Here is a 14,289-nt window from a genome sequence, read left to right as displayed (position 1 = left end):
ATGATATCGCTGTGGATCGCCCAGGCGTCGGCCGCCGCCGAAACGCCCCGCGACGGCGGCGAAGGCTGGCTGGTCGATCCCGAACTCGTCGATCCCGGCTATATCCAGACGATGGCGGGCGACACGATCCAGACCGCCTTCCCGCCCCCGCCGCCGGTGCCCGAAACGCCGGGATGGCTGATGGCGATCGGCCGGGCGATCGGTCGCCTGTTCGAATTCCTGGCCCCCGCAGCGCAGCCCCTGCTGTGGGTTGCGGGCATCGCGCTGGTGCTGCTGCTCCTCTATCTGTTCGTCCCCGCTTTCGCGACTTGGGTCGACGACCTGCGCCTGCGCCGCAAGCGCGGCGCGGCGGACGAGGAAGAGCTGGTTGGGCAGGCGGAAGCCGGCGCGGCACGCGCGCTGCTCGCCGAGGCCGACGCGCTGGCGGCGGCGGGGCGCTTTGCCGAAGCGGCGCACCTGCTGCTCTATCGCAGCGTCGAGGATATCGAGGGGCGCCGTCCCGGGCTGGTCAAGCCCGCGATGACGTCGCGCGAACTGGCGGGCGCGAGCGACCTGCCCGCGGTCGCACGCGAGGCGTTCAGCCGCATCGCGCGCGCGGTCGAGATCAGCCTGTTCGGCGGCCGTGCGATCGACGCCGGCGCGTGGGAACAGTGCCGCGCCGCCTATGCCGAGATGACGGTGCCGAAGAATTGGGCGCGCGCATGAGCGGCGAGACGGCGAGCGGCGAGAGCCCCTTCAACCCGCGGCTGATGGCCGGCGTGGTCGTCATCGGCATCATCGCCTTCATCGCGCTGTGGGCGCTGATCGCGCTCGGCCCGCAGCTCAGCAGCGGCAAGGACGGCCAGGGCCATGCGCTGTCGAAGGCAGCGCCGGGCTATGCCGGGATCGTCGACCTGATCGAACGCGCGGGCGCGACGGTCGATATCCGGCGCAGCCCCCCCTCCTATAGCTATGACGATTATCAGCCGCTGATCGTCCTGACCCCGACGCACGAGACGCGCGCCGAGGAAATCGCCGAACTGCTGACGAGCGCCGGGGGCGCCCCGGTGCTGATCGTGCTGCCCAAATGGCGGGCGATGCGCATCCCGGGGAGCGACACCAAGCCCGGTTGGGTCAGCGTCGGCGCCCCGGTCGCGCCGCCCGCGAGGCTGCTGCCCGAGGCGCCCTTCGGCAAGGTCGCGATCGACACGTCAAAGGGCCAGGTGACGAAAGCCCCGGCGTGGGTCGCGGGGCGCCAGATCGGCCTGTCGCTGCCCGCGGGCGTCCAGACGGTGTCAGGCGACGGGATCGAGACATTGGCCGCGGCACCGGACGGCGGCGCGGTGCTGGCGCGGGCGCGCGAGCAGGACGTCTACATCCTCGCCGACCCCGACCTCATCAACAATTTCGCCTTTGCCAGCCGCGAGGGCGCGCGCGGCGCCGCGATGCTGATCGACGGCATCGCCGAGGACGCCGACGCCGACAGCATCGCCTTCGACGTCACCTTGAACGGGCTGGGCGGTGGGCGCTCGCTGCTGCGCTTTGCCTTCGTGCCTCCGTTCATCGGCATCACCCTGTGCCTGATCGCGGCGGGGCTCTTCGCGCTGTGGCAGGCGTGGGCGCGCTTCGGCCCGGCGCTGAAGCCCGGGCGCGCCATCGCGGTGTCGAAGGCGGCGCTGATCGCGAACAGCGCCGACCTGATCAAGCAGGCCGACCGCGAGCTGGAGGGCGCCGACAGCTATGTCGCGAGCCTGCGCGCCGCGATCGCGCGGCGGCTGCACGCCCCCGCCGGCCTCGACGCCGCGGCGACCGACAGCTGGATCGACCGGCATCTGCCGCCCGGCGGCGACCTCTTCTCGGCGCTCGCGCGGCGCTTGCCGCTCGCGCGCAACAAGCATGAATTCCTCGCAGACGCGCAGGCGCTGCACGACATCAGGAAGGACTTAATCCGTGACAGCTGATCTACTCGCCAAGGGCGACGGGCCCAAGAAAGACGGGGCGGGGGGCGTCGCGCGCGTGCAAGCGCTGGGCGCCGCGATCGACGCCGAGGTCGCCAAGGCGGTGTTCGGCCAGCAGCCGCTGACGCGGATGGTGACGATCGCGCTGCTCGCGGGCGGCCATGTGCTGCTCGAAGGCCCGCCGGGAACCGCCAAGACCCTGCTCGCGCAGGCCTTTGCCCGCGCGACCGGGCTCGATTTCGGGCGCATCCAGTTCACCCCCGACCTGATGCCGGGCGATATCCTGGGGTCGAACCTGTTCAACTTCCAGACGTCGAGCTTTACGCTCACCAAGGGGCCGATCTTTACCGAGCTGCTGCTCGCCGATGAAATCAACCGCACCCCGCCCAAGACGCAGGCCGCGCTGCTCGAGGCGATGCAGGAGCGGCGCGTGACGATCAACGGCGAGCCGCACGTCATGAGCCCGCGCTTCACTGTGCTGGCGACGCAGAACCCGATCGAGCAACAGGGCGTCTATCCGCTGCCCGAGGCGCAGCTCGACCGCTTCCTGTTCAAGCTGGTCGTCGATTATCCGGCAATCGAGGAAGAACGGCGGATCGTCGCCGAGCATGGCGGGCGCTTCAAGAGCCCCGCGGTCGGCGATTTCGGCGTGGCGCAGGTGGCCGATGCCAAGGCGATCGGCGAGGCAATCGATATCATTTCGAACGTCCGGCTGGCCGACGAGATCGTCGATTATATCGTGCGGCTGGTGCGCGCGACGCGCGAGAGCGCGGATCTGGAATGCGGCGCGAGCCCGCGCGCGGCCTCGCTGCTCGCGCGCGCCGCAAGCGCCGCGGCGGCACTCGACGGGCGCGACTATGTGATCCCCGACGATATTCAGCGCCTTGCCGCCGGGGTGCTGCGCCACCGCGTGATCCTGTCGGCCGCGGCCGAGATCGAGGGGCGCAGCGTCGAACAGGTGGTGAGCGCACTGCTCGAACGCGAGGAGGTGCCGCGTTGATCGGGAGCCGGAAAAGATCCTCCCTGCGGCGAAGCCGTGGGGAGGCGGACCGCGCGCATAGCGCGTGGTGGAGGGGCTGCGTCATAGCCCCTCCGTCAGCGCTTAGCGCTGCCACCTCCCCACCGCTTCGCGGCAGGGAGGATCTTTTTTGATGATCTATCCGACCCGGCGGGCGATCCTTCTGCTGCTGGCGGGTGCGCCGGTCGCGCTGCTGCTCGGGCTGATCCGGCCCGAGCTGTGGCTGTTCGCGCCCGGGTGGATCGCTTTCCTGGTCGCCTGCCTGCTGGTCGACGCACTCGCGGGCGCGCATCCGCGCCACTTGACGCTCGATGCGAAATATCCGCACCAGGTCGGGGTCGGCGACCCGTTCGACCTCAAGCTGACCGCGGCGAGCGAGCGCGGGGTGCCGCGGCACGCCGAGGTCGCGCTGGCGGTCGACGAACGGCTGGCGGTCGGGGGCCGGCTCACCGAAACGATGCGCGCCGCCGAGGGCGGACCGCTCACGCGAATCATGCCGCTGTCGGCGAGCCGGCGCGGCAAGGGCTTGATCGACGCCGCGTGGATCCGCTGGCGCGGGCCGCTGGGGCTGGTGTGGAAACAGCGCAAATTCGCTCTCGACGGCAGCATCGCGGTCGTCCCCAGCCTGCGCGCGGTGACCGAGGAGGGCAGCCGATTGTTCCAGCGCAACAGCTGGTTTGGTCTGCGCCAGCAGCGCATCCGCGGCGAAGGCGCCGAATATGAAGCGCTCGCCGAATATCAGCCGGGCATGGACCGGCGCGCGATCGACTGGAACGCGACCGCGCGGCACGTGAAATTGCTTGCCAAGGAATATCGCGTCGAGCGCGACAATCGCGTCGTGCTGGCGATCGACGGCGGGCGGACGATGGCCGAGCCGGTGGGCGGCATGCCGCGCGTCGACCGCGCGGTGTCGGCGGCGCTGCTGCTCGCCTATGTCGGGCTGAAGATGAACGACCGGATCAGCCTCTTCTCCTTCGCGGCGAAACCGCAGGCGATGACGCCGGCCCATATGCACACGCAGGATTTCCCGGCGCTCCAGCGCGCGGCGAGCCTGGTCGATTACGCCCCGGTCGAGAGCAATTTCACGCTGGCGCTGACGACCTTGTCGGCGCAGCTCAACCGCCGGTCGCTGATCATCTTGTTCACCGAATTCACAGATGCGACGAGCGCCGACCTGATGATCCGCGCCGCGGGCCGGCTGGTCAAGAAGCACCGGCTGCTGTTCGTCGTGCTGAAGGACGAGGAGCTGGAGAGCGAGGAAAAGCGCCGCCCCGAAAGCGCCGCCGACGTCACGCGATCGAACGTCGCCGCCGCGATGCTGCGCGACCGCCAGCTGGTCATCGCGCGGTTGCAGCGGCTGGGCGCCGACGTGCTCGAAGTGCCCGCCGACGCGATGGCGGGCGGGGTGATCGACGCCTATCTGGGCATCAAGCGCGAGGGTAGCCTGTGATCGTGCCGACCGTCTCCGCCGCCGCCGCGATCGACGCGCCGACCTTCTCGACCGTGCGTTTCCGCGCCGAGCGCGAGGCCGACTGGATCGCCTTCGACGCGCTGCTCACCCGGCTCGAGAAAAAGGGCGCCAAGGGGCTGTCGAGCGAGGAGCTGCTCCAACTGCCCGTGCTCTATCGCGCGACCCTGTCGTCGCTGTCGATCGCGCGCGCAACCAGCCTCGACAAGGCATTGCTCGATCATCTCGAGGCGCTGTCGATGCGCGGTTATTTCCTGATCTATGGCGTGCGCCAGTCGCGGCTCGACCGGCTGGCGCGCTTCTTCGCGCGCGACTGGCCGCTGGCGGTGCAGGCAGTGTGGAAAGAAACGCTGATCATCGTGGCCATCCTCCTCCTCGGCGGACTGACCAGCTGGTCGCTCGTGACCAGCGATCCGCAATGGTACTACAGCTTCGTCGACGAAAGCATGGCGGGCGGGCGCGACCCGCGCGCGACGGTCGAATATCTGCAATCGACGATGGGGCACGGCAAGGCCGCGGCCGACGAGGAGGGCGGCGCGCTGCACGTCTTCGCCTCCTTCCTGTTCACGCACAACAGCGGCGTGTCGATCATGTCCTTCGCGCTGGGCTTTGCCTTCGGCATCCCGACGATGATGCTGGAATTCTATCAGGGCATCAACATCGGCGCGATGGTCGCGGTCTTCACCTCGAAGGGGCTGGGTTATGATTTCGCCGGCTGGCTGTTCATTCACGGCACGACCGAGCTGTTCGCCGCCGCTTTGTCTGGCGCCGCGGGGCTGCGCATCGGCGCGGCGGTGGTATTTCCGGGCGCGCGCAGCCGGTTGCAGGCGGCGTCGGATGCAGGGCGCACCGCGGGCAAGGTGATGGTCGGCGTGATCATCATGCTGCTGATCGCCGGGCTGCTCGAAGGTTTCGGGCGCCAGCTGATCACCGACACGGTGACGCGCTATGCGATCGGCACCGCGATGCTGCTCTTCTGGCTCGCCTATTATTACCTCCCCCGCCGCGAGGAGGCCGCATGAGCGCGGCCACCAACGCGCGCGAGCGGCTGGCGCGGCAGGGCAAGCTGCGCCAGTTCATCACCCCCGAGGGGGTCGATCTCGAGCTGAAGATCGCGAGTTCGGGGCTGCGGTTCGGCGCGCTGATCGTCGACCTCGGTATCATGCTGGTCGTGCTGATCCTCTTCAGCCTGCTGATCGGCTGGCTCGGCTATTCGAGCCGCTCGGACATATTCCAGAGCATCTGGCTGCTCGGCTTCTTCTTCCTGCGGACCTTCTGGTTCATCGGGTTCGAGCTGGGGCAGCGCGCCGCGACGCCGGGCAAGAGGCTGATGGGTATCCGCGTCGTCGCGCGCGACGGCGGACGCCTGACCGCCGACGCGGTGGTCGCGCGCAACCTGATCCGCGAGCTCGAAATCTTTCTGCCGCTGATGATGCTGGGGTTCGGCGCGGGCGAGGACCGCGTGTCGGGGCTGACCGTCGCGGCCGGCATATTATGGTCGCTGACGCTCAGCCTGTTCCTGCTGTTCAACAAGGACCGGATGCGGATGGGCGACCTGATCGCGGGGACCTGGGTCGTGATGGCGCAGCGCTCGAAGCTCGACCAGGATATCGCCGCCGAGGCCGACGGCGCCGCGACGATGACTTTCGGCGAAAACGAGCTCGCGGTTTACGGCATCTACGAGCTGCAGGAACTCGAGCGGGTCTTGCGCGCCCGCGATCCGCGCGCCATGCGCGAGGTCGCCGACACGATCCGCGCCAAGATCGGGCGGCCGGTGGCCGAGGAGGACGATGTCTTCCTCCTCGCCTATTACCGGCAACTGAAGGCGCGGCTCGAACGCAAATTGCTGTTCGGCAAGCGGCGAGAGGATAAATATGCCAGCGACTGACCCGTCCGCAGCTTCGGTGACCGAAGCGCTCCACAAGCGCCGCTCGGTGCGCGCCTTTGCCGACCGGCCGGTCGATCCCGCGCTGCTCGCGGAAATCTTCGCCGCCGCACAGCGCGCGCCCTCGGGCGGCAACCTCCAGCCCTGGCAGGCGGTCGTGCTGACGGGCGCGCCCTGGCAGGCGGTGAAGGACGCCGTCGCGGGGCGCATCGCGATGGGGCGCGACGGGCATCAGCCCGAATATGACATCTACCCCAAGGGGCTGACCGACCCGTGGGAGACGCGGCGCTTCGGCGTCGGCGAGGGGCTCTATGCTGCGCTCGGCATCCCGCGCGAGGACAAGAAGGGCCGGCTCGGCCAGTTCATGCACAATTATACCGGCTTCGGCGCCCCGGTGATGCTGTTCCTCCACTGTTCGCGGATCATGGGGCCGCCGCAATGGTCCGACATGGGCATGTGGTTGCAGTCGGTCATGCTGCTGCTCGTCGAGCACGGCCTCGCCAGCTGCCCGCAGGAATGTTGGGCGATGTATGGCGAGACGATCCGCCAGACGCTGGAGCTCGGCGACGGCCAGATCCTCTTCACCGGGCTGGCGATCGGCTATGCCGACGAGGCGGCCGCGGTGAACCAATGGCCGGTGCCGCGCGTTGGCCTCGACGAAGTGATCGACTGGCGGGGGTTTTCCCGATGAGCAAAAGACGCGCTTGGTGGCGCTATGGCACGGCGCTGCCGCTGACGCTGGCGATCGCCAGCTGCGCCGCGGTGCCGACCCCGGCGCCGGTGCAGCAACCGCGCCCCGTCGCGGTCGCGCCTACCCCCGTTCCGCTGCCCCCTGCCCCGCCAGCACGGCCGTGGGACCAGCGTCAGCTCGACGCCGGCGAATGGCGTTACGACGCAGGCTCGCGCACCGCGCGCTTCGCGCAGGCCAGCGCCGCATCGCCGCTGGTGACGATGGTCTGCAACGGCGGGTCGATCGAGCTCGGCGCGGGGCTGGGCGCCGGCGAGGCGCCGCTCGACGTGCAATTGCGGACCAGCGCGGGGACCGACCAGCTGCGCCTCACCGGCGGCCGGGTCGCGATCGGCGCACGCGACGTCAAGCTCGACCGCATCGCGTTCAGCCGCGGGCGCTTTGCCTTGGAAGCGAGCAACGGCAGCACGCTGACGCTGCCGGTGCAGTCGGAAATCGGGCGGCTGATCGAGGATTGCCGGGGGTAATTATCCTCCCTGTCGCGAAGCGATGGGGAGGGGGACCGTCCGAAGGATGGTGGGGGGGCGGCGATTTGGGCGCCAACGCCCCTCCGTCAGCGCTTCGCGCTGCCACCTCCCCATCGCTGCGCGACAGGGAGGATATCCCATTAAGCCCCCAGCTGGACCGTCCCGCCTTTGATCCAGCCCCAGCGGCACGGGCCCTGATATTCGCGCGCGGTGCGGATCGGGCGGCCGATGCCGCAGAGCGTGTCGTCCTGTCCCGCGGGCGGGAAGATCACCCCGAACCAGGCGTCGTCGTCGGTCGCCTCGCACAGCGACACACGCACCCCGCCGGCGAGCTTCGCCTTGACCGCGCGCGTTTCGCCGGGCGCCCAATAGACGTCGGTGCCGCCGGCCTTGACGCGGCTGATGCTCGAACAGGCGGGAAGCTGGGGCCCTTCGGTGCCGATCATCACCGGGCGCGAGGCGAGCGGCTCGCCGGCGACCACCGGGGCATTGTCGGCGGGCGGCGCGGGCTGCGAACAGGCGGCGAGCGCGAAGGCGAGGGTGGCGGCAAGCGAAGCGGGGAGACGATGGTTCATGGGGCGAAACTAGCCGCCGCGGCGCGGCGGCGCAACGCCCCTTGCCACGACCCCGAGAGGCGCATTTTCGCTTGGGTTTTCGGGGCGCCGACCCTATATAATCGATATGACGGATACCCCTGAAAATATCGCCCCCAGCACGCCTGCCAACCAGCCCAACAGCAACGCCTATGGCGCCGATTCGATCAAGGTGCTGAAGGGCCTCGACGCGGTCCGCAAGCGCCCGGGCATGTATATCGGCGACACCGACGACGGGTCGGGGCTCCATCACATGGTGTTCGAGGTTTCGGACAATGCGATCGACGAAGCGCTCGCGGGGCATTGCGACCTCGTCCTGATCACGCTCAACAGCGACGGGTCGGTCAGCGTCGAGGACAATGGCCGCGGCATCCCGACGGGCATCCACGCCGAAGAAGGCATTTCGGCGGCCGAGGTCATCATGACCCAGCTCCACGCGGGCGGGAAGTTCGAGAATACCAGCGACGACAATGCGTATAAAGTGTCGGGCGGCCTGCACGGCGTCGGCGTCAGCGTCGTCAACGCGCTCAGTGAGTGGCTGGAACTCACGATCTGGCGCGACGGCGAAGAGCATTGGATGCGCTTCGAGAATGGCGATTCGGTCGCGCCCTTGAAGGTCAACGGCCCCGCCCCGGCGGGCAAGAAGGGCACACGCGTCACGTTCCAGGCGTCGACCGAGACGTTCAAGAATGTCCTCGAATTCGACTTCGAGAAGCTTGAGCACCGTTACCGCGAGCTGGCGTTCCTCAATTCGGGCGTCCGCATCAAGCTGGTCGACGCGCGCCATGCCGAGCATGTCAGCCACGACCTGTTCTACGAAGGCGGCATCGGCGCCTTCGTGCGCTATCTCGACCGTAACAAGACCGCGCTGCTGCCCGATCCGATTGCGATCAGCAGCGAGCGCGACGGCATCGGCATCGACGTCGCGCTCGAGTGGAACGACAGCTATTATGAAAATGTCCTCTGCTTCACGAACAACATCCCGCAGCGCGACGGCGGCACGCACCTCGCCGCCTTCCGCGCCGCGCTGACGCGCACATTGAACAGCTATGGCGACAAGTCGGGCATCCTCAAGAAGGAAAAGGTCTCGCTGACCGGCGAGGATATGCGCGAGGGGCTGACCGCGATCGTGTCGGTCAAACTGCCCGATCCCAAATTCTCGTCGCAGACCAAGGACAAGCTCGTCTCGTCCGAGGTCCGCCAGCCGCTCGAAAGCCTGATGGCCGACCGGATGACCGAATGGCTCGAGGAAAATCCCGCCTATGCGAAAGCGGTGATCCAGAAGGTCATCGACGCCGCCGCGGCACGCGAGGCCGCCAAGAAGGCGCGCGAGCTGACGCGGCGCAAGGGCGCGATGGACATCGCCTCGCTACCCGGCAAGCTGGCCGACTGCCAGGAACGCGACCCCGCCAAATGCGAACTCTTCCTGGTCGAGGGCGATTCGGCAGGTGGCAGCGCGAAGCAGGGCCGCGACCGGCATGTGCAGGCGATCCTGCCGCTGAAGGGCAAAATCCTGAACGTCGAGCGCGCGCGGTTCGACCGGATCATTTCGTCGAAGGAAGTCGGGACGCTGATCCAGGCGCTCGGGACGGGCATTCGCGACGAGTTCAACCTCGAAAAACTGCGCTATCACAAGATCGTGATCATGACCGACGCCGACGTCGACGGCGCGCATATCCGCACGCTTCTGCTCACCTTCTTCTATCGACAGATGCCCGAGATCATCGAGGGCGGGCACCTCTACATCGCCCAGCCGCCGCTCTACAAGGTCGCGAAGGGGCGCAGCGAAGTCTATCTGAAAGACGATAGCGCGCTCGAAAACTACCTCGTCGACGGCGGCATCGACGCGCTGATGCTCGAGACGAGCGGCGGCGCGCGGTCGGGGAACGACCTGCGCTCGCTGATCGAGCATGGCCGCCGCCTGCGGGCGCTGATGCGCTATGTCCCGCGCGGGCATAATTACGAGCTGGTCGAGGCGCTGGCGCTGAACGGCGCGCTCGATCCCGCGCAAGACGAAGCCGGCCGCGCCACCGCGGGCATCCGTGCCGCCGAGTGGCTGAACGCCGCCGAGCGCGCGCTGACCGGCGGCAGCGAGGCGAAGTGGACGATCGTCGCGGTCGACGGCGGCTATACGCTCGAAAAGCGCTGGCGCGGGGTCAGCGACCATCATGCCATCGACGCCGCGTTCCTCGCGAGCCAGGAGGCGCGCCGGCTGCACAAGCTCGCCGCCGAACAGGCCGAAACCTATGCGCATCCCGCGCGGCTGGTGAAGGGCAGCAGCGCCGCGGCGCAGGCGGCCGACGCCGCCGCGATCGCCGCGTCCGCCGAGGCCGAGAACGATGCCGAGGCGAGCGACAGCGACCTGCCCGCCGCGACCGGCGGCAAGATTACCTCGATCACGCGCCCGTCCGAACTGCTCGACGCGATTTTCGCGCACAGCCGCAAGGGGCTGACGATCAGCCGCTACAAGGGGCTGGGCGAGATGAATGCCGAGCAGCTCTGGGAAACCACGCTCGACCCCGCCAACCGCTCGCTGCTGCGCGTCGAGGCCGACCAGGCCGACGTCGCGCACGATATCTTCGAGCGGCTGATGGGCGACGAGGTCGAGCCGCGGCGCGATTTCATCCAGACCAACGCGCTGTCGGTGGCCAATCTCGACGTCTGATCGCAATTACGGCGCGGCGTAACGCGGCCCGGCTTGCCACGGCGCGCCGAGCGCGGTTCTCTGCCGCCAGAAAACGGGGGAGGATGTCATGCGGGCGCTGTTGGCTATGCTGATGCCGATGCTGCTGGCGCTTCCGGCGGCCGCGCAGGAGGTCGAAGACGACACAGAAACCGTCGTCGAGACCGAGGTCGCGACCGGAATGGCGAGCTATTACAGCCGCGAGATTGCGGGCAACCGCACCGCCAATGGCGAGGTGTGCGATCCCGGCGACCTGACCGCGGCGCACCGCAGCCTGCCCTTCGGCAGCAAGGTGCGCGTCACCAACCTGTCGAACGGGCAGAGCGTGGTGGTGCGGATCAACGACCGGGGTCCCTTCGGGCGCGGGCGCGTCATCGACATCAGCCACGCCGCGGCGAAGGAAATCGGCATGCACCGGAGCGGCACGGCGCGGGTGCGGCTGGCGCTGCTGGAGGATTGACGGCCGGCTTCGGGCGAAACGCGACATTCATCGCATGCTATCAGTCGAACACCGACCAGCCCGCGACATAAGCGAAATGTTCGAGCGCGATCGCGCCGACGAGCGACGTTCCCGCTTCGTTGAGCCCCGGCGACCAGACCGCGATCGAGCCCTGCCCCGGCGCGATGCACAGGATGCCGCCGCCGACCCCGCTCTTGCCCGGCAGACCGACGCGGAAGGCGAATTCGCCCGAATTGTCGTAGTGGCCGCAGAGCATCATGATCGCGTTGATGCGGCGCGCGCGGTGCGCCTCGAGCAATTGCTCGCCGGTGCGCGGGTCGCGGCCTTCCATCGCCAGGAACAGCCCCGCCTTCGCCAGTTGGGTGCAGCTCATCGCGATCGCGCATTGGCGAAAATAGACGCCGAGCGTCGTTTCGACGGGGTGACGGAGGTTGCCGAAGGCGTCCATAAAATGGGTCAGGCTGCGGTTGCGCGCGCCGGTTTCGGATTCGGAAGATGCGACGTCGAGGTCGATCTCTACCGCGTCGTCGCCGGCGCGGGCGCGCATGAAGGCGAGGATTTCCTCGACCGTTTCGTCGAGGTCGCGGCCGTCGATCAGCCGGTCGGTGGTCGCGATCGCGCCGGCGTTGATGAAGGGGTTGCGCGGCACGCCGGCCTCGTTTTCGAGCTGGACGATCGAATTGAACGCGCTGCCCGAGGGTTCACGGCCGACGCTGTCCCACAGCGAACTGCCGACGCGGCGGAGCGCGAGCGCCAGCGTGAACACCTTCGACACCGACTGGATGGAAAACGCCTCGCTGGCGTCGCCGGCGGTGTGGAGCGTGCCGTCGGGAAGCGCGAGCGCCATACCAAAACGGTTCGGATCGACCTTCGCCAGCGCCGGAATATAGTCGGCGACCTTGCCCTGGCCGCGGTGCGGCAGCGCGACTTCATAGGCTTCGGCGAGGCAGCGGGCGAGGTCGGTCATCGCCCACTTCCTAGCAACTTCATTCGCGATTGCATGTATTTTCATTTTTGCGAAAATATTCTATTATCGAGAAATCATAGGCGAATCGGGAGAGCGATCATGGCGGAACAGGCACGTAGCAAGGGGCTTTCGAGCGCCGTCTGTTACCAGGACGCCAAGGCGGCGTTCCGCTGGCTGGAGGAGGCGTTCGGTTTCGAGCCGCTGTTCGTGCTGCTCGATGCCGAGGGCAATCTGGCGCATAGCGAGATGGGCTATGGCGGATCGACGATCATGGTCGGCAACGAATGGTCCGAGGATCACAAGAGCCCCAAGTCGCTGGGCGGCAAGAATACGCAGACGGTGCATGTGCAGCTCGCCGCCGGCGAGGATATCGACGCGCATTGCGAAGTCGCGCGCACCGCGGGCGCCGTGATCGTCCAGGAGCCCGAGACGCAATTCTACGGCGACCGCAGCTACCGCGCCAGGGATCCCGAGGGGCATATCTGGACCTTCGGCGTGACGGTCGAGGAAAAGAGCGCCGACGAGTGGGACGCCGCAGGCGGCTTCACGACCAAGACGCGGCTCGACGATTGAGCGCCCTAAGATCGAGCGAGGGGGTCGACCGTGTCTTCGCCGCGCTCGCCGACCCGAAACGGCGGCGCGCGGTCGAACTGCTGGGGCAGCGTCCCCACAGCGCGGGCGAGCTCGCGCATGCGCTCGGGCTCGCGCCGCCGGCGATGAGCCGGCACCTGCGCGCGCTCAAGGAGGGCGGGCTGGTCGAGGACGGCTTTCCGCTCTTCGACGCGCGGGTGCGCATCTATCGGCTGAAGGACGGCGCGACCGCCGAGCTCAAGCAATGGCTGGCCGACACCGAGGCGCTTTGGGCTGACCAGCTCGCGGCGTTCAAGGCACATGTCGAGCGTGACATATGAGCGCCGCGGTGATCGTCGCGCTGCGCGTCGCGGCCTCGCCCGCGCGCGCGTTCGAGGTGTTCACGCGCGAGATCGGGCTGTGGTGGCAGAGCCATCCGCTGTTCGCGCTGTCGCGGCAGGGCGACGGCGCGCTGCGCTTCGATCCCGAGGGCCCCGGCGGGCGGCTGGTGACGCGCTTCGCCGACGGGCGCGAGTGGGAAATCGGCACGGTGCACCGCTGGGAGCCCGGCGCGCTCCTGGCGTTCGGCTGGCGGCTGCCGAGTTTCAAACCCGAACAGGCGACCGAGGTCGAGGTGCGCTTCGAGGCGGTCGGCGCCGAGACGCGCGTGACGGTCGAGCATCGCGGCTGGGATGCGATCCCGCAGCAGCATGTCGCGCGGCACGGGTTCGAACTGATGCTGTTCCAGCGCCGGCTGGGCGAGCATTGGCGCGGGTTGCTGGGGGGCGTGGGCGAGCGGGTTTAGAGGGGGCTTTGAGGGGGTGAGCGGCCCGAAAGATCCTCCCCTTGGCGCAGCCATGGGGAGGGGAACCGCCGCCGTAGGCGGTGGTGGAGGGGTCTGGCCTTGCGCCGGCCTTTGACGGCGTCGAACCCCTCCGTCAGCGCTTTGCGCTGCCACCTCCCCATCGCTGCGCGTGGGGAGGATCCTTAGCCCGAAAACGCCCCTACCCTAATTCGACGCCTGCGCCTTGGCCATCGTGTCGATCGTCCGGTCGGCGCTCGCGAACAGTTCGGGCTGGCGTTCGCGGAAGCCCGCGCAGGTGGCGATGTCGGCGGCGAAGACATCGGTCTTGCCCTCGACGCGCGCGAGCACCGCGTCCGAATTGGCGATGGCGTTTTCGGCCTCGAAGAGCGTCTTCAGCGTCTTGGCGTCGAACTTGTCGTCGGGCTTGTTCTCGGCCAGCGCGAGCATGATCATATAATATTGCAGGAAATGGCGCCCCGCGGTCAGCTGCGCCTCGCTCTCCTTGGGAGCGCGTTCGCTGGTGACCTGATAGACCGCGGCGCAGCGCAGCATGCCCGCGAGCTTCATCATCGGTTCTTCGGCGGCGACCGGCAACGGGAACAGCAGCGCCGCAGCGGCGCTCGCGGCCAGTGTGAATTTGAACATGAGCATCCTTCAGATGGATGCGACCCCTAAGGATGTATCGCCG

At 68.3% G+C, this 14,289-nt stretch carries 16 protein-coding genes; 13 read left to right on the top strand and 3 right to left on the bottom strand.

Going from position 1 to position 14,289, the window contains the following annotated elements:
- The 8 genes from BWQ93_RS16690 (at position 1) to BWQ93_RS16655 (ending at position 7,523) form a co-directional block, all read left to right on the top strand.
- Positions 1 to 705 carry a DUF4129 domain-containing protein gene (locus BWQ93_RS16690; RefSeq protein ID WP_077031484.1) on the top strand — a complete coding sequence of 235 codons (705 nt, stop codon included), beginning with the start codon at positions 1 to 3 and terminating at the stop codon, positions 703 to 705.
- Positions 702 to 1,940: a DUF4350 domain-containing protein gene (locus BWQ93_RS16685; RefSeq protein ID WP_077032480.1), complete on the top strand. Its 1,239-nt coding sequence runs from the start codon at positions 702 to 704 to the stop codon at positions 1,938 to 1,940. The genes BWQ93_RS16690 and BWQ93_RS16685 overlap by 4 nt, the downstream gene beginning before the upstream one ends.
- A 100-nt stretch (positions 1,941 to 2,040) precedes the next feature.
- Positions 2,041 to 2,937, top strand: coding sequence for an AAA family ATPase (locus BWQ93_RS16680; protein ID WP_156420472.1), 897 nt, complete (start codon positions 2,041 to 2,043; stop codon positions 2,935 to 2,937).
- Between the two features lie 151 nt (positions 2,938 to 3,088).
- On the top strand, positions 3,089 to 4,405 hold the full coding sequence (locus BWQ93_RS16675) for a DUF58 domain-containing protein (RefSeq protein ID WP_077031483.1): 1,317 nt from the start codon (positions 3,089 to 3,091) through the stop codon (positions 4,403 to 4,405).
- Positions 4,405 to 5,445, top strand: a complete 1,041-nt coding sequence (locus BWQ93_RS16670) for a stage II sporulation protein M (RefSeq protein WP_156878369.1) — start codon at positions 4,405 to 4,407, stop codon at positions 5,443 to 5,445. Before BWQ93_RS16675 ends, BWQ93_RS16670 begins: the two co-directional genes overlap by 1 nt.
- Positions 5,442 to 6,311 (top strand): RDD family protein, encoded by an 870-nt coding sequence (locus BWQ93_RS16665; protein WP_077031482.1) that lies wholly within the window; start codon positions 5,442 to 5,444, stop codon positions 6,309 to 6,311. The genes BWQ93_RS16670 and BWQ93_RS16665 overlap by 4 nt, the downstream gene beginning before the upstream one ends.
- Positions 6,298 to 6,999, top strand: coding sequence for a nitroreductase (locus tag BWQ93_RS16660; protein WP_077031481.1), 702 nt, complete (start codon positions 6,298 to 6,300; stop codon positions 6,997 to 6,999). Before BWQ93_RS16665 ends, BWQ93_RS16660 begins: the two co-directional genes overlap by 14 nt.
- Positions 6,996 to 7,523 (top strand): hypothetical protein, encoded by a 528-nt coding sequence (locus tag BWQ93_RS16655; RefSeq protein WP_077031480.1) that lies wholly within the window; start codon positions 6,996 to 6,998, stop codon positions 7,521 to 7,523. Before BWQ93_RS16660 ends, BWQ93_RS16655 begins: the two co-directional genes overlap by 4 nt.
- 140 nt (positions 7,524 to 7,663) lie before the next feature.
- Here the strand turns inward: BWQ93_RS16655 and BWQ93_RS16650 are convergent, their stop codons facing one another.
- A complete protein-coding gene (locus BWQ93_RS16650) occupies positions 7,664 to 8,098 on the bottom strand; it encodes a hypothetical protein (protein ID WP_077031479.1) in 435 nt (144 codons plus the stop codon).
- A gap of 106 nt (positions 8,099 to 8,204) precedes the next feature.
- Here BWQ93_RS16650 and gyrB point away from each other — a divergent pair, with 106 nt between their 5' ends.
- Both gyrB and BWQ93_RS16640 read left to right on the top strand, forming a co-directional pair.
- Positions 8,205 to 10,781 (top strand): DNA topoisomerase (ATP-hydrolyzing) subunit B, encoded by a 2,577-nt coding sequence (gene gyrB / locus BWQ93_RS16645; protein ID WP_077031478.1) that lies wholly within the window; start codon positions 8,205 to 8,207, stop codon positions 10,779 to 10,781.
- 88 nt (positions 10,782 to 10,869) lie between these two features.
- Positions 10,870 to 11,259, top strand: a complete 390-nt coding sequence (locus tag BWQ93_RS16640; protein ID WP_077031477.1) for a septal ring lytic transglycosylase RlpA family protein — start codon at positions 10,870 to 10,872, stop codon at positions 11,257 to 11,259.
- A gap of 40 nt (positions 11,260 to 11,299) precedes the next feature.
- On the opposite strand, the gene BWQ93_RS16635 is transcribed toward BWQ93_RS16640, so the two are convergent.
- Positions 11,300 to 12,226 (bottom strand): glutaminase, encoded by a 927-nt coding sequence (locus tag BWQ93_RS16635; protein WP_077031476.1) that lies wholly within the window; start codon positions 12,224 to 12,226, stop codon positions 11,300 to 11,302.
- A gap of 99 nt (positions 12,227 to 12,325) precedes the next feature.
- Here BWQ93_RS16635 and BWQ93_RS20925 point away from each other — a divergent pair, with 99 nt between their 5' ends.
- From BWQ93_RS20925 to BWQ93_RS16620, 3 genes are read left to right on the top strand one after another with little or no spacing between them, the layout of a single operon-like run.
- A complete protein-coding gene (locus BWQ93_RS20925; RefSeq protein WP_077031475.1) occupies positions 12,326 to 12,799 on the top strand; it encodes a VOC family protein in 474 nt (157 codons plus the stop codon).
- Entirely contained in the window at positions 12,796 to 13,137 is a 342-nt protein-coding gene (locus BWQ93_RS20920; RefSeq protein WP_077031474.1) for an ArsR/SmtB family transcription factor, read from the top strand. Before BWQ93_RS20925 ends, BWQ93_RS20920 begins: the two co-directional genes overlap by 4 nt.
- Positions 13,134 to 13,601, top strand: coding sequence for an SRPBCC domain-containing protein (locus BWQ93_RS16620; RefSeq protein WP_077031473.1), 468 nt, complete (start codon positions 13,134 to 13,136; stop codon positions 13,599 to 13,601). Before BWQ93_RS20920 ends, BWQ93_RS16620 begins: the two co-directional genes overlap by 4 nt.
- A 204-nt stretch (positions 13,602 to 13,805) precedes the next feature.
- Here BWQ93_RS16620 and BWQ93_RS16615 read toward each other — a convergent pair whose 3' ends face one another.
- Entirely contained in the window at positions 13,806 to 14,246 is a 441-nt protein-coding gene (locus BWQ93_RS16615; RefSeq protein ID WP_156878270.1) for a hypothetical protein, read from the bottom strand.
- Positions 14,247 to 14,289 lie beyond the last annotated feature (43 nt).

The sequence above is a fragment of the Sphingopyxis sp. QXT-31 genome (genome assembly GCF_001984035.1).
Taxonomy (GTDB): Bacteria; Pseudomonadota; Alphaproteobacteria; order Sphingomonadales; family Sphingomonadaceae; genus Sphingopyxis.
Note: the sequence above shows the minus strand (reverse complement) of the source record. Positions and strands in the feature narration are given on the sequence as shown.